The following is an 18,054-nucleotide window of genomic DNA, read 5'->3' as shown; positions in this document are numbered from 1 at the left end:
CCCTATTTCCCCTCCTTCGTAATTTTTTGAATCATATCCATCAATTCGTCTTTGGATATTTCTAATACTTTTGCTTCTTCCCATACTTTAGGTAAATATTCGGTCATAAAAGTATTTTGTCTTTTTTTTAGTACAACTTCTTTCGCTCCCTTTGCAACAAACATCCCGATCCCTCTCTTTTTATATAGAATCCCTTCATCCACTAATACATTTACCCCTTTAGCTGCAGTAGCTGGATTTATTTGTAACATCTTCGCAAATTGATTTGTTGATGGTACTTGTTCTTCTTCAAGTAATATGTCTTTTAAAATATCAGATTCAATCGTTTCTGCAATTTGTAAGTATATTAATTTATTTTGCTCCAGAGTAGGTTTCACAATTTCACCACCTTAGGTTCATAGGTTCATTACTTATGTAATTAACCATATCACATTAAATTATTTATTTCCATAAATTTCTTTTACAAAAAAAGAGAGTCATTCGTTTAAGAGTGACTCTCTTACTAAAATTTCGAGTTTTCAACTCTTGTTCTCAAACTTTTTTCATTTATACCATTTTGACAAAAGTTAAGTTGTTGTCCCTTTATGGACTTTGTACGATCTACTACTTGCCCTAAATGATAACTTGTATGCTCCACTAAATGTAATAAGCTATGAAGATCCATATGCTTTTTTTCTTCGCATGCTTGTAAATATGCTTTTCTCCATTCATCAAATACTTCTTCAACGTACTGTAGCAAAACTTCAGTACGTTGTCGCTTTACTGGAAAATACTCCTCCATTCCATTTTCAAATACTATATTTGGATTCTTATAATGTTTTGTATTTCTCTGTAAATGTTCACAAATATGCAGTACGATTCCACCAATTGAATTAATAGAGTCCCCTTGTTTCCACAAATCTTCTTCATTAATGAGCCTTATTGCATGTACTAGCTTAGGTAAATAATGATCCTGCATTCTATGATAGATAATTTTGTATACTACTTCCACCTTTTCTCCTCCTATCATTTCAACTACTGCACTGGATATTTAACAAATATAGATTTCCGAAACTCTTTCTCATTTATAAGCATTGTAATTTTTTCATTATTATCGTTAAGGAACTTTACTACTTTCTTTTTATCCCATATATCATTTTCTTTTGGAAAATCATCAAATTTTTCATACAAGATTGATAGTATATCTTCTCTTTTTATCGTGAAATTTTTATTTTCTACTTGAAACTCGTAACTTTTCGTATTTGGTACTAAAATCGCTAGATAAATAACGTTAAAGAGAAAATTCTTCTCCATTTTGTCCTTGCCATCAAGCCAATACGTCTCAACCATGTCTTCTGTCAGAGTTCCATTTGCACCATAGTTTACCTTTATACTTTCATTCTCCAAACTAATACTTTGAAATGTATCACCACCGGGTAAATGATTAACAATTGCAACTACATCTGAGTTATTACCAACGTATGTCCCAGCATATTTCTTAAAGTCACCAGGTTCAACATCAGATATTTCTTTTATTCTTTCTCCGCTAGAACAAGCAGTAATACATAAAAAAATTGTTAGCATAACAACCACAATACGATGCATATATTTCATTTAGCATCCCCCATTTTTATCGATATTTCGTTCATTACAATACTTCTTCTCAAAACCCTTTAAAATATACGCATTTTAATCAAAATTAAAAATTTTCAATTTTTATGTTTACAATTATCCATTAATTGTATATACTTACTAACGTAAGAAAAAATTCTAAAAGGAGGTCGAAGGAAATGATGAAATTACAATTACATGCTTTAACTTTAGCGTTAACTGCACCTTTGTTTTTCGGACAATTAAATATGAATTCGACCACCCTAATGGAGAATTGAAAATCGCACTTTATTTCTATTAATTCATAAATTCGCCACAGGAGGTCGTATACTTTCCTGTGGCTTTTTGACGCCCAGCCATAGGAGAACTATATCTTCCTGTGGCTTTTTTGTGCGATTTTTTAGCTTCTTATATTATTTTTTAAAGAAAGGAGCAACATTCGATGACTATTAGCGTATTGTTTTTAAGTATTACGATTCAAAGAAATACAATTTCCAAAGATGAAATTTTTCATAATGAGCAAATTGAAAAAGCTATGAATGATGTTAAGGAGCGCCAAGCGCTTTATTGTGATCACCTGTAATTCCTTTTCGAAAGGAGGAATTCATTTATGACTTTTCATATTTTCTTTTTTACAACTGTACTTCAGAAAAACACTTTATCTGAAGATGAAATCATTCGTAAACAACAATTAAAACAACTGACTGATAAAATGACTGACATTAAAAGTTCATACTATACGCAAATGTATTAAAAATATATTTTAAAGGAGCAATACCTTCATGAAATTCAAAGCATTCTTTTTAACAATCACCATTCAAAAACGTAAGCTTTCTCAAAGTGAGATTTTGCGTGAGCAACACATTCAAACTATTATGGGCGAAGTGAAAGAGCGTCAAGCCTCTTATTATAGCCGTCTTTTCTAAATAACTTTTAAAGGGGAAAAAACAAATGAAATTTAAAGTATTCTTTTTAACGATCACCATTCAAAAAACTAAGTTCTCAGACAGTGAGATATTGCATGACCATCAAATTAATAAAGCTATGGAGGATGTAAAAGAACGTCAAAGTCACTACTGTAGCCATCTATAATTCCTTTCGAAAGGAGGAATGTATCATGAAGTTTCACCTTTTCTTTTTAACAATTACAATTCAGAAAAAAAACTATTCTGATGCGGAATTAAAACAAGAACAACAATATAAACAGGTTATAGACGAAATTCGAGATCGTAGAAGCAAGTACTACTCTCATCTATAATCTTTTAAAAATATAAAATTTGAAAGGGGTCGATTATGATGTTGCTAGCACGCTGTAAGGAAATGATTTGGATAGTTCAGAGGGATTCCACATAGTTTTATAGAGGCTATATCATACAAGTTTATCGTTATATTTGATATGTAATAAATATATAATAATAGTTTATGCATACACTTTTTTACATTGATTAACAAACAAAAGATACACCACTTAAAAAGCGGTGTATCTTTCTCAACTTATACTATTTTCGATTACTTCGTTTCGTCTTAAACAATCTCACTAAGTTCGATACAACTGTTTTTGTTACTGCATAAACTGGTACTGCCAAAATCATTCCGATAATTCCCGCAAAGTTACCTACCCCTAAAATTAAAATAATAATTGTTAACGGATGGATATTTAATTTTGAACTCATAATACGCGGTGAAATGATGTTACTTTCAAACTGTTGTACAATTGTTACGATAATAATTACGTACAACGCTTGCATCGGAGATACGAACAGACCTACAATAACAGCTGGTGCTGCACCGATAAATGGACCTAAGTTAGGAATGATATTTGTAAATGCTGCTATAATTCCTAAAACGAAAGCGTACGGTAAATCGATAATTAAATAACCGATAAAAGTAAAAGCACCTACAAATATACAAACGAGCGCTTGCCCTTGAATATATGCAGATAATGTTTCGTTCGTTTCCTTAATGATACGAAGTCCTTCTTCACGGTAAGACTCAGGTAATAGACTAACTGCTTTCCCTGGAAACGCATGTCCATCTTTAAACATATAAAATAAAATAAACGGTACTGTGAAGATAACTAATGCAACGTTTGTGATAATACCAAATAAAGCCGTTGCACTCGACGTAATCGTGTTTGGTATATCCTTTAAGTATTCAATAGCGTTTTTCTCAATTGTTTCAATGGAAACGTAGTTTTGTGTAGATAACCATTCAAATAATCTGTGATGGGATAAATCTTGTATGTATAGTTTTCCCTCTTTAATATAACCGGGCATATTTTTTACTAAATCCATTAACTGTTGCGAGATCGTTGGAACAACTACCCCAACTCCAACTGCAGTTAATGTTATAATAAAAAGATATAACAGTAAAATCGCTAAATTTCTAGGTACTTTTTTATTCTCCAAAAAGACTAACAATGGGTTAAATATGAAGTATAAAAATAACGCGATTAAGATTGGGAAAAACAACGTTGATATGAAGATACCAATCGGTTGAAATAGAAACGATATTTTTGTGCAAATAAATATGATCGCTACAACCATTAGCACTTCTAATGTCCAAAAGTGCACTTTCGATTTCAAAAAAACGTCCTCCTTTAAACTAGCACTTCTCTTCATTGTACCAAAATAAGCAAGAATTTCACATAATATTTTCCTTTACAATATTCCAAAATACCAATAAATACACTACAATGAGATTACATACAAATTTGCAGGTAAAGGTGATAAAAATGACACAATGCATCATATGCAGAAAAGATACGAAAGAACTTAGTGAACAATATGTCATCCCCGAAATATTATGTGGATATTATTTCACAAACTCAATTTGTGATACTTGCCATGAACAAATGACAACAAATATTGATCGCCCCTTAATTCGGCATAAATTAAGTCAATTTAAGATTGAGCAAATGAAAAAACAAATTGATTCCCCGCTCTATACGAATGAACATGGTGAGGAACTTGCGGCTGCTGAGACAGATGTTGTTGAAGTAAGTGATGAAATACTTTATTCCAATGCATTAATTATGAAACTATGTAAAAAGCACGATATTTCGCTACATAATGAAATTTGGAAAGAAGAACGTGTAACGAAAGTAGCTAGCTCTATTCAACGTGAATTACTTTTAGATAACCGTAAATACAAAATGAGTGTATTAAAAACAGCTTATACTTTCGCTGTACAAGCTGTTGATGGCTATTTTGAAGATCCAGATGCGATTGTTATTTCTAACATTCTATCAAATGCCGATTTTATGGAATTAAAAGAAAAAAGTATAGTTCGCGATTTAAGTAAAAGTTCTTTATGGAATACATTAAATACAAATAGCGAGAACCATTACTTTATTTTATTAAGTGATAAAGATGGCCTGTTCTGTTTCATTCGTCTATTTGATATATTTGACGTTGTCGTTCATTTATCAGAAAAAAGATATGAACTTTCATCTCCAATTGTCGGCGTAAATGATGTAAATAGGCAGGAATTTTATGTCCAAACTTTAAAACAGTATATGGATGGGCTATTTAAAGAAAAAAAACCTACTATTTAATCGAAATCAGAACATACGGTCTCCTTTCTTGACGAAAAGACACTGTGTTATAATAAGTATGAAAAGAACAATACAATCACATAAACCAATTATTAATTGTAAATAAATAAAAAAGACCAGTGTGCGGCTACACACTAGTCCACGTAACTTAGCAGATTGGATTGTTCATTTATCCTATTTGTTTCTTACAAACAAAACAACCCACATTCTATTGGCATAGGTGGGTTGTTATTTTTTGAGCTTGTCTATTAAAACGACGACGAACGTTAACAATGCAACGAGAAACAGTCCACCCTGCAGTAGCAACGCTATTTCACTCACGTATTATCACCCCCCTCCTATTTGGAGAAGTGATAATTGAACAACCAACCGTACCTTAAGTTACTATTTAATTTTACCATATTTTCTAATAGTTTACGACGAAAACCCGCAAGTGAAATGCTTGCGAGTTTTTTTATCCCGTATTAACAGGCAGTAAACAAAATGAAGCAAAATATAGGTGAAACTGCCTGTTAATGGCCGATTGGTTCAACTTTATTTCTCACTATTTTTTTAATGCATATGCATCAGCTATCATTTCACCAACAATTTTTTTTTCTTGTTTCTTCTCGTCTTTCAATAAAGGAAATAACAGTTCTGCCACTTCATATGCCTCTTCTAAATGGGGGTATCCCGATAATACAAACGTATCAATTCCTAACGCTTCATATTCTTTTATTCTTTCTGCTACTGTATGCGGATCTCCAACAAGCGCAGTACCAGCACCACCTCTTACAAGCCCAATTCCAGCCCATAAGTTAGGACTTATCTCTAACGACTCTCTCGTTCCTTTATTTAAATGTGTCATTCGTTTTTGTCCAACTGAATCATATCTTGCAAATGTTTTTTGAGCGATCTCAATTGTTTCATTATCTACATATTGAATTAACCTTTCAGCCTCTTCCCATGCTTCTTCTTCTGTCTCTCTTACAATTACGTGTAGTCTAATACCAAATCGTACGTTACGCCCCTTCTCTTCCGCAAGTTTTTTTACTTCATCTATTTTCTCTTTCACTTGCTCTGGTGGCTCTCCCCAAGTTAAATATACATCACTATGTTCAGCCGCAACGTCTTTACCTGCAGCGGACGATCCGCCAAAATAAATTGGTGGATACGGTGTTTGAACCGGAGGAAATACAACTTTACTCTCCGTAACTTTAATATGTTTTCCTTCTAAAGAGATTGTTTCACCTTGTAATACTGACTTCCAAACCTTTAAAAATTCATCTGCAACTTCATATCTTTCATCATGTTCAAGATACAATCCATCACCTTGCAATTCAACAGGATCTCCTCCAGCTACTACATTAATAAGTAATCTCCCATCTGAAATTCTATCAAATGTAGATGCCATCCTCGCTGCAACTGTCGGTGACATTAACCCTGGTCTAACTGCTACTAAAAATTTTAATTTCTCTGTCTCAGCCGCAAGAGCTGATGCTAACACCCATGGATCTTCACAACCTTGACCAGTTGGAAGTAATACACCAGTATATCCTAAATAATCAGCTGCCTGTGCAACTTGCTTATAATAACCATATTCAGCTGCTCTTCCTCTTTTTGTCGTTCCTAAATATCGACCATCTCCATAAGCCGGAATAAACCATAATAATTCCATATCTTTACACACCCCTTATTTATTTTGAAACGTATACTAACATACTCTATATAAATTACCCCTAATAATTTCCCCCGCTATTTGTGGGCAGTAAGATCCCGATTGGTGAGGACTGATAATCAGTGGGGGATGTCCCCTACTGATTAAAGTTTCACTTTATATGTTAATTCCCTGTCTCTCCTTTAAAATTATCTCGCCATCTTAAAAACTTCACTTCTAGTAAACGTACGAGTGAATCAGAAAACTTTCCAACGAATGCAAAAATAATAATGCCGATAAATACGATATCTGTATTTGAAAATTGCCTTGCATCCATAATCATATAGCCGATACCTTCTGTAGACCCCATAAGTTCTGCTACTACTAAACTCACCCATGCAACTCCTAATGATAATCTTGCTCCTAGTAATAGGTTCGGCAATGCTGCTGGTAAAATTAATTTTGTAATTAATTTTCTTTTACTAAACTCTAACACTCTGGCAACATCGAATAACTTTGAATCTACACCTCGTATCCCTAAAAACGCGTTTACGTATAGAGGAAAAAATGCACCGTCCGCAATTAATAATACTTTCGATGTTTCTCCAAAACCGAACCATAATACGAAAAGTGGCGCAAGAGCTAAATGAGGTACAGTTCTTAACATTTGTACAGATGGATCTAAATATTGCTCACTTCTCGTTGAAAATCCAACAATCGTTCCTAAAATAATTCCTAAACTCCCGCCGATAAAGAAACCAGCCGCAGCCCTAAATACACTGATACTTAAATGACCGAATAACTCTCCTGTTTTAATAAGTTCTTGAAAAGCTAGTAATATATCTAATGGCGTTGGTAAAACTGTTTTAGAAACTAAATCGAATACGCCGGCTAACTGCCAAATAATTAATACGATAATCGGTATAGTAATCGCTCTTACTAGCACTTTTACATTCGTCTTTCGCACTTTCTTTACATTGTTTTTTCCAATCGTTATACTCGCCCTTTTCATAACAGCTTTCGTATTCTCCAATTTACAAAACCTCTTTTCATTTCGCCTTTAATGCTTTTTCTACGAAAGAATTATCTACAACTTTATCTGTTTTGATTTCTTTCTTTATAGAGCCGAGCTTATATTGAAAATCCGCTGTCTTTTGCTGTTCGGCTATTATTTCTTTCGTTACCGGAACTAAAATTGGTTTGTCGTGATCAAACACTTCTTTTACAATTTCGGCATCTATTTTCTTTGCAGAAGTATATATTTTTATCGCTTCATCTAAGTTTGACTCTTGCCATACACGTGCTTTTTCATAAACTTTAAGGAATTTCTCAACTAATTCTGGATGTTCCTTCGCAAATTTTGTTCTCGCAATTAAAAACTCTGGTGAAGAAACATTTAATAGTTCACCATCTGCAATAACCTTTGCCCCTTTATTTAACGTATGTAGTGAAATGAATGGATCCCAAATGGCCCATGCATCTACTGATCCGGATTCAAATGCCGGCTGCGCTCCATCTGGTTGCAGTTGAATGACATTTACATCTTTCGCATTTATACCTTCTTTTTCTAATGCTCGATATAATAAATTAAATGCGCTACTTCCTTTTGCTACTGCAATTTTTTTACCTTTTAAATCTTTTACACTCATAATCTTGCTATCTTTTTGTACAAGAATCCCTGTTCCTTTTCTCGCATAACTTGTATTGGCAATTTCAGTAAATTCAATACCTGCAGCTTGCGCTGAAATAACTGGGGAGTTCCCCACTTCACCAAAATCCAACCGATTTGATGCGATTGCCTCAAAATAAGGAGGTCCGCTTTGAAACTCTGTCCATTTCACCTTAACTCCTTCTTTTTTTAACTCCTCTTCAAACCACCCTTTTTTCTGTGCCAGTAAGAGCGGGCTTAATCCTTGCTGTATACCAATTTGTATTGTGACCTCTTCTTTCTTACTACTTGCAGTGCTTTTTTCACATCCCAATAAAAATAAAGATATAACTAGTGCAAAAGAAAGAACCTTACATTTTTTATACATATATAATCCACCCTTTTCCTATATACTTGTTTGAATCAGTCCCCCGTGTTCAAACTGATGTAGCACTTTCGTTCGAAGTTGTTGGAACGATTGAGAAGTTTTATTTCGCGGATAAGGTAAACTATTTTCAATAACTTTATGTATTTTCCCAGGATTTGCACTCATGATGATAATTCGGTTTGAAAGATATATCGCCTCGTCTATATCATGAGTAACAAATATCATTGTCGTTTTCTTTTGTTCCCAAATGTTCAGCAGCACTTCTTGCAAATGACTTCGAGTAAAAGCATCCAGTGCCCCAAATGGTTCATCAAGTAATAATACATTCGGATCTCTTAATAAAGCCCTCGCAATCGCAACACGTTGTGACATTCCGCCTGAAATTTCTTTCGGATATGATTTTTCAAAACCATCTAATCGAACGATTTCAACCCATTCCTTTACCTTGTCTTTTACATACTTATCTTTTAACGACAAATCTGCAGCAATATTTTCTTCAACTGTTAACCACGGAAATAAACGATGTTCTTGAAAAATAAAACCTTGTTTCTTACTCGGTTTTACAATTTTCTCTCCATCGATGATAACTTCACCTTCAAATTCGTTATCTAATCCCGCAACAATTTTCAAAAGTGTACTTTTCCCACAACCACTCGGTCCAATTACAGTGACAAAATCCCCTTTCTCTAATTGAAAATTAATATCTTCTAATACTTGAACCGTACCGGTTTGTTTCGAAAAATATTTTGATACCCCATCAATTGAAACAGTCACTTCTTCCCCTCCTTGAAATGATTCATTTAAATGAATAGATTCAGCATTTGTATAATAAAAAAACCAAAGGCATTTTATCAATAGATAAAATGCCTTTGGTTTTTCCAATCAGCTAAACGTTATAGAATTAACTACATATTATACAAATATTTCCGATGAGTCAACTAGGTTTTAATGAACGATATTTATTTTTTTATAAAGAGTAGCAGTTTCTGAAATGATTTTTGGAAGTGACTCTTGAATTGTGTTTTTGACTGTATGAAGAGCCTTTTCTACATACCCGTCTTCAAATCGTTCTAACGACTTAGGTAATTCATCCTCATCCAATATAAAAAATTCTCCACTTGGAAGTATCATAATATCAAGGATTAAATCTTCAAAGGATACCACTTCATCCGTTATACATGTATTCTTTACAATATTAAAATACGAACCTAGATACCTCCCATCCTGATCTCTCCAAACGTATAAATTATATGGACGATTTCCCCAGTAATATGCAACTGTATAACTTCCTTTCGGGATTGTTAACTTCTTATCGTTTGCTGCCATTGTAAAAGAATACTGTACTTCATGATATAAAATAATTTTGTCCTGCTGCGCTTCTATTAGTAAACATGCATGATCTATAGTTGTACCATCATATCGGATTTTCCTTTCAATAATTTCAATGTCTGACGTACGTAAGCAACTCATTTTTTATTTCCCCTTTTATTTTAGTTCTTTCATTATATCCCTTTATATTTCCATTAAGAAAGCGTTCAGTCAATTCATTCATTTTTTTAAGTTAATATTTATATAATCTCATTTTCTACTTCACAAAAAAGCCTCTTCTAAATTAGAAGGAACTCCAGTATTATTATTATTATTATTATTTTATAACCCATGATTTGTAAGCCTTTACTTCTAAACTAAACTTAGATTCTTTTAACCACTCTACAGCACTACATACAAGAGGAGATGAATTATCTTCAGTAATACTTTCTATTGGAATCCATCTAGCTCCTAATGAATCTTGCTCTCCAAATTGTTCCGGTACTTTGAATTCACCTCCGCACCTTTCTACAAAGTAAAAAACTGCGATATGATGTACATGTGTGTACTCCTTAAATTTTGATGGAAATTGAAAATCAATTGTACCTACTTGTTTTACTACCGTTACATTTAGCCCAGTCTCTTCTTTAATCTCTCTATGAAGTCCAGCTAATAATGATTCTCCATCTTCTAAACTACCACCAGGTAGATCATTACGATTTCTATATGGACCTTTTATTTTATCAATTACTAATAAATTATTGTTTTCGATACAAATGCCATACACACCAAACGCACGATGAAAATTAGTAGCATTATTCATGCTTCAACTTCTCTATAACCGCATCATAAAACTTCCGTTCCTCATCAACATTTAAGTGAACACGACTTACTGTTTTAGAAAATCCATATAACAATTGTGCTTTCACTGGCTCTTTTAGCGTTATTTCAAATGTTGGAGGTTCCTTTATAAATTCCATCACAGTTGCGTCAAGAACCTCTTTCTCTTCTTCTTTCTTTAAAGGTTTGCCTTTATAAAACGCAATTTTATCAATTTGTGTAAATGGTATAACAATTTTCTTTCCTAATCCGATTTGAATGATTACTCGTTCTTCTGTAACAATAATTGGATTTTTACGCATTGCTTGTATTTCAGCTAAAAAATAAAACATTGCGTATGCGTTTAAAATAAGTAAAATCCATGCTACTACTGGATTCCATTGATGAAGTAAATAATGAAAACCAATACTTTCTATTATGGTCGCATGAATGATCATGATATATACACCTATTGCACCTGTCTTTTTGTGATATGAGTATACGGATTCACCTTCCGGTACTTTTATATGCCACGATAAAAATGCATAATAGATTAACTTACACTCTGTTACAATGATATCTACTAATTTATTTCTTTTTATAGTAGCATCAAACGCTGCATCAATCGCATAAGAAAATGAAGAATATTCTCTTCTATATTCTTTATATCGTTTGATTGTTTCAGGAAGCACTTTAACGATTTTATAGAGAAGGAATAATTCTAGACCTACAAAAGCAATTTCTCCCGCAACTATAATATAAGAAACGTTTGAAAAAGCTTGTAAATAGTCACTTGGAATAATAAATCTCGCAAATATATATCCAGCTATTACGACAGGAAATATATACGTTAGCGAGTATCCTTTTCGAATAATAAAGAAATATGTAATAACCGGAATTACAAACATACAATCTAATAAAGAACCAAGCACTACTTCTTTCGGAGCGGCTGGTACAATCGGAAGGGCATACAATAAATAGTTTGATAACAAGATGAAAGATACGAGTCCAACCCAAATACCTTTTCGCCTTCGCGATAGTGAGTCATTCATACGTTCACTCCTCTATTTAAAAACCTCGTTTAAATGATCTTTATAAAATGTAATGGCACGTTCAAATTCTTTAACTTCGTCTACTTTTATAACCGTTTCAAGTAATAATTTCATCGCGGATTCATAATCGTTAACGTTATATTTTGCTAATGACAAAAATACTTTCATCACGGCATTATCCGGAAACTGCTGCAAACCTGTTTCTAAAACAGTAATTGCTTTGTCATACTCACCTATACAACGATATGTACTACCAAGACCGATATATGCACCGCAAAGTGACTCCCCATCAAGACCATTTGCAATTGCCTGTTCATAATACGGCACAGCGTCTGTTTCAAGTCCCATTACATCATGTATCCAGGCACATTGAAAAAGCACTTCTGCATCCCGCGTAAAATTGGTTAACCCCATAAGTATCTCTCTAGATTGCGCATATTTCTTTTCATTTCTTAGTTTAATCGCTTGCTTTAATAAATGTTCCATAGAATCCACTCCTCACCAATTATTTTATGTATCCATCTTGAATGGTTAACATTTGTGTAAAAGTAAAATTCCCATAAATTAAAGTTTCGCTTACCTATATATACTATGCGGATTCACTCTTATCCAAATACTTAAAATTATAAAGCAGTAATGTGATTACATAGTACTTCTAACCTTTTGACAATTTCTTTCGCCGTTTCATCTTTCCCATTACATAACTTCCCTTTACCGTCCTGTCCAATTACGTAGTGCACCGCTCCGCGTGAATATAAAGAATGTGGTGAATTTGCAATCATTACATTTGCCTTAGATTCTTTCATTCTATTTTTCGCTCTTTCAAACAATTCTTCTTCATTTACATCACTTTCAAGTTTAAAGCCAACGAGTACGGTTTCTGGATCCCACTCTTTTATTTGCTTTAATACTTTTGGAGCCTTTTGAAAATGAATAATTGGCGCTATATCACTTGAAATTTTCCCATTCATATTAAGAACATTACCATCTTGATCACAAATTTTGTCTACAACCCAATCTGATCCAGCCGCTGCCATAATGACCGCATCGACTTTTTCATGTGTAATTATACTTTTCATTTTATCTTGTAAATCAACAATTCCTTCAAATGGGTGTAATTCTAATTGATTGTTTACATCGTTCGGTTTCTCAGCGAAATAACCGTGTAAATATATAACATGTGCTCCTTTACTTATAAACTCTTCAGCGATTATTCTACCAATTGTTCCTTTTGCCATATTCGTATGACCACGCACTTGGTCCCATTTTTCTAAACAACCACCACTCGTAATTAATACCTTTTTCCCCTTCATTGTAACCATCCCTTACTGATTTTTCTTACGAAACCATTCTGTTCCAAAGTCAACTATATCTCGTTGCTTCATAAGACGGCACGTTGCATTTCCTATTTTTCCATTTGTTACAGTTCCTTTTCGCTCAAACTCTACACCGATTTCTACAAACTTATCAGAATCGTAATCCATATCAACAAACTCTTTCCATACTCTTGCACCATTCTCTATAATTGGTGCCCCTACTTTTATTAACTCACATGCACCAGTACGTACTTCAGATAAATGTACAGACGTATTGGAATCATATCCAACACCAATTAATAATATGTATCCATCTAAATCGTATATTTTTCTTAATGGAGATTCCTCTCCTAAACTCATTGATAGCGACTGATTCATCGTTATTTCTTCCGCATGTTTCCCCCATGCAGCAAAACTTCCTAATGGATGGTTGCTACGTACTACATTCGGATATGTACGAAAACATTCAACTACTTTTCCCATTGCCCTTGTTGGTGTTATATGTGACTCAAACGCCGGGACGTTATCTCGAATAATTTGCCACCATTCTTCAGGTACAGGTGGTCTTGACCAATGTTTCGGATCAGATAAATCCGAAGATTGAGTTGGCATAATAATTGTTCCCTCTTCCGTAATAACTTTCATTAACGCCTCTACTACCGCAACGGCTCCGCCAGATACCCAGCCAATAGAACTGAGCGAAGAATGCACAATAACCGTCATTCCTTTTTCTAACCCTAATTCTCTTAAATCATTTGTAATTGTTTTGATTGTATTTGGCAATTGTGTACTTGCCACTATGTCATTCATTTTCACGATTGTTCCCCCATTTTTAAAACTAATACATACATATATTATCATATTTTTCTTAATTTTTAACTTAATCATTTCTGTCACTACAAAAAAAGGTTATATATTCACATGCATAATAATCAAATGACAATTTATCGATCTCAAATAACAATAGCAGATAAATAAAAAAAACTTTATTCCCTTTTCTACTATTTGAACTAATTTGCTTAATTGCATACGTTTTTTCAGTATGAAGAAAAATAAAAGTGATACGTCAAAACAATACAAACACTATATATAAACGAAAGATCCCATCACAACTGATAAGCTCTTCCGTTTTAATTACCCTTCAATTGTAACCCCTGTAAACATCGATAAGTTTCCCGTTATTTTCTCGCCTACACGTAAAAATAACCCTGCGGCTCTCCCGCTAATACAGTGTGAACCAACTAATAGTTTACCAGTATACGGACCATCCCATGTGTCAATTGTATAGTCAGGCATTTCTATGTATTGCTGATATATTTTCCGTTGTTCAAAGTAATACTCCGTTTTATCTTCAGCTAATAGTTCATCATTTTCGTATATAGATACCCCTCCGCCTTCACGGCCGTATAAAGGTTTAGAAACATATGATTCATTTCGTTCTATAAACGGTTTATTTGTAAAATATGTTGGTAGGAAATATTTCTGAATGATTCTTCTCTCTTCTTCCTCAAAGAAGACTCCTTCTTCGTAAAGTTGCCAAATTAATGCAAGTACACTTTTATTTTGCATAAGAAAAGCAGCAGGTGGATTAATAATTTCCACTCTTCCTTGCGCCATATGATCTAAAAGCTGAAGTCCAATTCTTTTCCCATTTTTATCGGTATCTGAAACTAAATATTCAATTGGATATAGTCTATATAAATAATGAATTCGTTCACCATTTTGCGTATATATACCATCATCTGCAACAACGATATCTTGTATACCTATATAATCCGTTGGTTGATCTAAACAATAGCTTCTTAAAAATTGAACTGTTTGATGATCTTCATCGTGCCAATCATAACTAGTAAAATATATCGTCTCTATAGGACTGATATTATAGTCATGTTTAATTTGTTCCCACGCCTGCACAATATGCTCTTCTATATGATTTGGGTGATTCACATCGTGATAACGGCATAACACTTCATTTGCGACAGACGGCTCTAAATAACCTGTTGGTGTGTCACAATTTACTTCTATTAACTTTATATCTTCACCATTTACGATAAAGTCAAACCTTGTAAAATATGAAAACAAACCAGTATGTTTCATTCTCGCAATTTCCCACGTTTCAGCTGGAAATCCTAGTTTTTGAAAATCTTCTGTCGTATTGACAATATATTGATACGTTCTATATAACACGTACATAACTTCCTCTGTCGCTTTTGAAATAGCAGTATAAGTTTTTACTTGCATACGATACATACCTGTTGCCATATATTGATTCCATTCTTCATTTTCTAATAGACTCGGCCATGTAAAACCATTCCGACCAGCCTCTTCCGCAAGTGAAAACCATACTTTCATATACTCTTTCTGCTCTTGTTCTGTATACATGATCCTATTATCCTTTCGTGTTATGATCCGGCTGGCGCTTTTGCGTTTCCAATTCCACTTGAACCTGAATTCACTTTCGGCGTTTGAGTCGTAGATGATTTCGGCGTATTTGTATCTGGCGTCACTTTATTTGAGGAATTGGGCTGTTGTTTGTTTAAATCTACTTTATTGGAAGAATTATTGTTGTTCCTGTTAGTTCCACCGTAGTATCCACCACTACCGCTGCCACCAGTTCTACTTTGGTCTTTTTCACGATATGGAATAATATTATTTGCATACGGTTTCTTCATTACATTGGGTTTTGCTGAATAATTCATATTTGAAGTTCTGCTTGCTAATAAATATCCCGCTACGAATGGCAGTATCGGTAAATGTGAGTTTTCATTATACGATGAAAACGATGGATTAATTTCCTTGCATAATTCACCATTTTCTACATTTTCATTGGTAGGAGTTTTATCATCACAATGTAAAGTTTCTTGTTCATTTCCTTGTTTTCCACCATCCGTTTTAACAGCAGTACTTTCTTGTTGAGCAGTATCTTCTTCATAATCGCCACATCCAGTTAATAAAAAAGATGATACCCCTATTGAAGTAGCAATTTTTATAAATTTACTTTTATCCATTCTCATGTGTTATACACCTAATTTCTTTTATCTATATTTTTCCAGATACCTTTATTATATAATGTAAATCTTACTTTTTTCAAACTATACCTTAGATGCATATTTGCATATTTTATACTTTTTATACTTTTTATACTTTTTATACTTTTTATACTTTTTATACTTTTTATACTTTTTATACTTTTTATACTTTTTATACTTTTTATACTTTTTATACTTTTTATACTTTTTATTCCACGAACAAAAACAAACTATCATTAGATTATAATTTTATTTATAGACTATAATAAATTGAAAGACGACCTAATACCCGGGTCGTCTTTCAATTGTTTTATTTTTATATATTAAACGTCTCAATAAAATCTCTAATGGTCCATTCAGATTGTTTTTTTCCATTATTGTGGCTAATATGACGGACAATATCCAAATACTTATAGCTATCAATGCAGCAAGAGCGTTACTTACATGCCCTCCTAAATCAAATGCTACAGGTGATAAAAGTATAACAAGCAGTGCCTCATTCAAAACAAAAAATGTTAATGAGCGCTTTCCCAAAGCAATTAATAAAAGGCTAAAGTACCCTAGATTTTTCAATCTACTCCCTATTATACCGAAACCTGTTGCATATGCTAATCCTCCAACAATTCCAGTTAAAATATGGATTCCATTTATCATTCCAGCTGTAAATACACTTGGATACCATAAAGTCCCTATAAAAGATAGAGGCAAAGCACCTATTAAGGAAATTGCTAATCCTATAATTGTTACATAATATAATTTTTTCAAATTTTGCTCTGGTTTTATTAATAACTGATATCTAGCAATCCACAAACCAAGAATTACCGAAGGAAGAATCGGGAACATAAAATGAACGAGAACAGGTATAACAGGAAAGAAAAGTAATCGCAACATTGTAGTACTTAGATACGTGTCTTTTGCTGAAACATCTGGTGAAAAACCGTAATCGCCTATTGCTTGCATATTAAATCCCCATATTATTGGAATAAAAATGATATACAATATAGTGATAATCGTAAATGTTCGAATTAATGTTTTCATTTTACACTTTAATAGCGGGCTAACAAGAAGCCCCGCTACACCATAGGCCATAAGAATATCTTGCCCTCCAATTAAGACTGCTAACACAACCCCAAACAGTATTAAATACCAAGAGCGTCTTCTTACTATTTTTACAGCATGATTTTCATTTTTCCCTTTTGATATCTGCCCTTCAAGTGCTAGAACCAAACCGTAGCCTAATAATACGGCAAACATCGCTCTTGCACGGTTATCAATTATGAATATACCAAAAAGGTTTACAATTTGATCAAAGAAACTTCCGCTTTCCACCCTATGCATAATTCCAGGATCTGCAGCATACAAGTAAAGCGGTGCATGGGCAAGTACGATTAATAGTAACATAGTACCTCTTGCTAAATCTAAAGAGACTGCACGCTTCTTCTCAATTGTTACATTATTTATTGACTTACTCATATTTTACTTCCTTCCTTAGCATCAACTAACCATTCCGACCTTTCTTACATTTTTGTCAAAAACTAATAACTAGTTGCTATTAAAATTAAAACAAATAAAGTGAAACGTTAAGCAGTGGCGGTTTCGTTCATCACCCACTAATTATTATTCCGTACCAATCGGGCTTTTACGAGCTTCAGGGCTTCCACCTAGCTTCCTTACTCCAGCCGAATTTTGAGGTGGGAGTTTTACTGTCCACA

The 18,054-nt window shown here is 33.4% G+C and carries 24 protein-coding genes; 6 read left to right on the top strand and 18 right to left on the bottom strand.

What is annotated here, in order from left to right; all coding sequences use genetic code 11:
• Positions 1-2: 2 nt before the first annotated feature.
• The 3 genes from QCI46_RS13145 to QCI46_RS13135 form a co-directional block, all read right to left on the bottom strand.
• Positions 3-377, bottom strand: a complete 375-nt coding sequence (locus QCI46_RS13145; RefSeq protein WP_000805192.1) for a GntR family transcriptional regulator — start codon at positions 375-377, stop codon at positions 3-5.
• Positions 378-502: 125 nt separating this feature from the next.
• The gene (locus QCI46_RS13140; protein ID WP_353840474.1) at positions 503-991 is read right to left on the bottom strand and encodes a DinB family protein; all 489 of its coding nucleotides are present in this window, start codon (positions 989-991) and stop codon (positions 503-505) included.
• 23 nt (positions 992-1,014) lie between these two features.
• A complete protein-coding gene (locus QCI46_RS13135) occupies positions 1,015-1,593 on the bottom strand; it encodes a DUF4825 domain-containing protein (RefSeq protein WP_353840473.1) in 579 nt (192 codons plus the stop codon).
• Between the two features lie 439 nt (positions 1,594-2,032).
• On the opposite strand from QCI46_RS13135, the gene QCI46_RS13130 reads away from it, so the two are divergent.
• Genes QCI46_RS13130 through QCI46_RS13110 form a run of 5 tightly spaced genes read left to right on the top strand, consistent with a single transcriptional unit; the run spans position 2,033 to position 2,848 of the window.
• Positions 2,033-2,173, top strand: a complete 141-nt coding sequence (locus QCI46_RS13130; RefSeq protein WP_000156189.1) for a YrzI family small protein — start codon at positions 2,033-2,035, stop codon at positions 2,171-2,173.
• Positions 2,174-2,200: 27 nt separating this feature from the next.
• A complete protein-coding gene (locus tag QCI46_RS13125) occupies positions 2,201-2,344 on the top strand; it encodes a YrzI family small protein (protein ID WP_000142721.1) in 144 nt (47 codons plus the stop codon).
• Between the two features lie 28 nt (positions 2,345-2,372).
• Positions 2,373-2,516, top strand: coding sequence for a YrzI family small protein (locus QCI46_RS13120; RefSeq protein WP_098111721.1), 144 nt, complete (start codon positions 2,373-2,375; stop codon positions 2,514-2,516).
• A gap of 25 nt (positions 2,517-2,541) precedes the next feature.
• On the top strand, positions 2,542-2,682 hold the full coding sequence (locus QCI46_RS13115; protein WP_000669812.1) for a YrzI family small protein: 141 nt from the start codon (positions 2,542-2,544) through the stop codon (positions 2,680-2,682).
• Between the two features lie 25 nt (positions 2,683-2,707).
• The gene (locus QCI46_RS13110) at positions 2,708-2,848 is read left to right on the top strand and encodes a YrzI family small protein (RefSeq protein WP_064473550.1); all 141 of its coding nucleotides are present in this window, start codon (positions 2,708-2,710) and stop codon (positions 2,846-2,848) included.
• A gap of 241 nt (positions 2,849-3,089) precedes the next feature.
• Here QCI46_RS13110 and QCI46_RS13105 read toward each other — a convergent pair whose 3' ends face one another.
• Positions 3,090-4,175: an AI-2E family transporter gene (locus QCI46_RS13105; protein ID WP_000837880.1), complete on the bottom strand. Its 1,086-nt coding sequence runs from the start codon at positions 4,173-4,175 to the stop codon at positions 3,090-3,092.
• A gap of 149 nt (positions 4,176-4,324) precedes the next feature.
• Between QCI46_RS13105 and QCI46_RS13100 the strand changes: the two genes are divergently transcribed.
• The gene (locus tag QCI46_RS13100) at positions 4,325-5,146 is read left to right on the top strand and encodes an HNH endonuclease (RefSeq protein ID WP_000189705.1); all 822 of its coding nucleotides are present in this window, start codon (positions 4,325-4,327) and stop codon (positions 5,144-5,146) included.
• Positions 5,147-5,374: 228 nt separating this feature from the next.
• Here QCI46_RS13100 and QCI46_RS13095 read toward each other — a convergent pair whose 3' ends face one another.
• From QCI46_RS13095 to QCI46_RS13030, 14 genes are all read right to left on the bottom strand, one after another.
• On the bottom strand, positions 5,375-5,467 hold the full coding sequence (locus tag QCI46_RS13095; protein ID WP_001289320.1) for a putative holin-like toxin: 93 nt from the start codon (positions 5,465-5,467) through the stop codon (positions 5,375-5,377).
• A gap of 223 nt (positions 5,468-5,690) precedes the next feature.
• Positions 5,691-6,803: an FMNH2-dependent alkanesulfonate monooxygenase gene (gene ssuD, locus QCI46_RS13090; RefSeq protein WP_353840471.1), complete on the bottom strand. Its 1,113-nt coding sequence runs from the start codon at positions 6,801-6,803 to the stop codon at positions 5,691-5,693.
• A 163-nt stretch (positions 6,804-6,966) separates the two neighbouring features.
• The gene (locus QCI46_RS13085) at positions 6,967-7,815 is read right to left on the bottom strand and encodes an ABC transporter permease (RefSeq protein WP_353840470.1); all 849 of its coding nucleotides are present in this window, start codon (positions 7,813-7,815) and stop codon (positions 6,967-6,969) included.
• 16 nt (positions 7,816-7,831) lie between these two features.
• Entirely contained in the window at positions 7,832-8,818 is a 987-nt protein-coding gene (locus QCI46_RS13080; RefSeq protein WP_353840469.1) for an aliphatic sulfonate ABC transporter substrate-binding protein, read from the bottom strand.
• Between the two features lie 18 nt (positions 8,819-8,836).
• Complete coding sequence (locus QCI46_RS13075) at positions 8,837-9,592, bottom strand: ABC transporter ATP-binding protein (protein ID WP_353840468.1); 756 nt, start codon at positions 9,590-9,592, stop codon at positions 8,837-8,839.
• 171 nt (positions 9,593-9,763) lie between these two features.
• On the bottom strand, positions 9,764-10,288 hold the full coding sequence (locus tag QCI46_RS13070) for a DUF402 domain-containing protein (RefSeq protein ID WP_353840467.1): 525 nt from the start codon (positions 10,286-10,288) through the stop codon (positions 9,764-9,766).
• A 175-nt stretch (positions 10,289-10,463) separates the two neighbouring features.
• Positions 10,464-10,949, bottom strand: a complete 486-nt coding sequence (locus QCI46_RS13065) for an NUDIX hydrolase (protein ID WP_098201490.1) — start codon at positions 10,947-10,949, stop codon at positions 10,464-10,466.
• Entirely contained in the window at positions 10,942-11,997 is a 1,056-nt protein-coding gene (locus QCI46_RS13060) for a hypothetical protein (protein ID WP_353840466.1), read from the bottom strand. The genes QCI46_RS13065 and QCI46_RS13060 overlap by 8 nt, the downstream gene beginning before the upstream one ends.
• A 12-nt stretch (positions 11,998-12,009) precedes the next feature.
• Positions 12,010-12,483 (bottom strand): tetratricopeptide repeat protein, encoded by a 474-nt coding sequence (locus tag QCI46_RS13055; RefSeq protein WP_141545766.1) that lies wholly within the window; start codon positions 12,481-12,483, stop codon positions 12,010-12,012.
• Between the two features lie 137 nt (positions 12,484-12,620).
• Positions 12,621-13,310 carry a phosphopantothenoylcysteine decarboxylase domain-containing protein gene (locus tag QCI46_RS13050; RefSeq protein WP_048566190.1) on the bottom strand — a complete coding sequence of 230 codons (690 nt, stop codon included), beginning with the start codon at positions 13,308-13,310 and terminating at the stop codon, positions 12,621-12,623.
• A 12-nt stretch (positions 13,311-13,322) separates the two neighbouring features.
• Complete coding sequence (aacC, locus tag QCI46_RS13045; RefSeq protein ID WP_353841869.1) at positions 13,323-14,123, bottom strand: BA2930 family N-acetyltransferase; 801 nt, start codon at positions 14,121-14,123, stop codon at positions 13,323-13,325.
• A gap of 324 nt (positions 14,124-14,447) precedes the next feature.
• Positions 14,448-15,695, bottom strand: a complete 1,248-nt coding sequence (locus QCI46_RS13040) for a glutathionylspermidine synthase family protein (protein ID WP_353840465.1) — start codon at positions 15,693-15,695, stop codon at positions 14,448-14,450.
• 20 nt (positions 15,696-15,715) lie between these two features.
• Positions 15,716-16,327, bottom strand: coding sequence for a hypothetical protein (locus tag QCI46_RS13035; RefSeq protein WP_353840464.1), 612 nt, complete (start codon positions 16,325-16,327; stop codon positions 15,716-15,718).
• 297 nt (positions 16,328-16,624) lie between these two features.
• Positions 16,625-17,815 (bottom strand): DUF418 domain-containing protein, encoded by a 1,191-nt coding sequence (locus tag QCI46_RS13030; protein WP_353840463.1) that lies wholly within the window; start codon positions 17,813-17,815, stop codon positions 16,625-16,627.
• Between the last annotated feature and the right edge of the window lie 239 nt (positions 17,816-18,054).

It is taken from the genome of Bacillus cereus group sp. RP32, assembly GCF_040459735.1.
Classification (GTDB): Bacteria; Bacillota; Bacilli; order Bacillales; family Bacillaceae_G; genus Bacillus_A; species Bacillus_A wiedmannii.
Note: the sequence above shows the minus strand (reverse complement) of the source record. Positions and strands in the feature narration are given on the sequence as shown.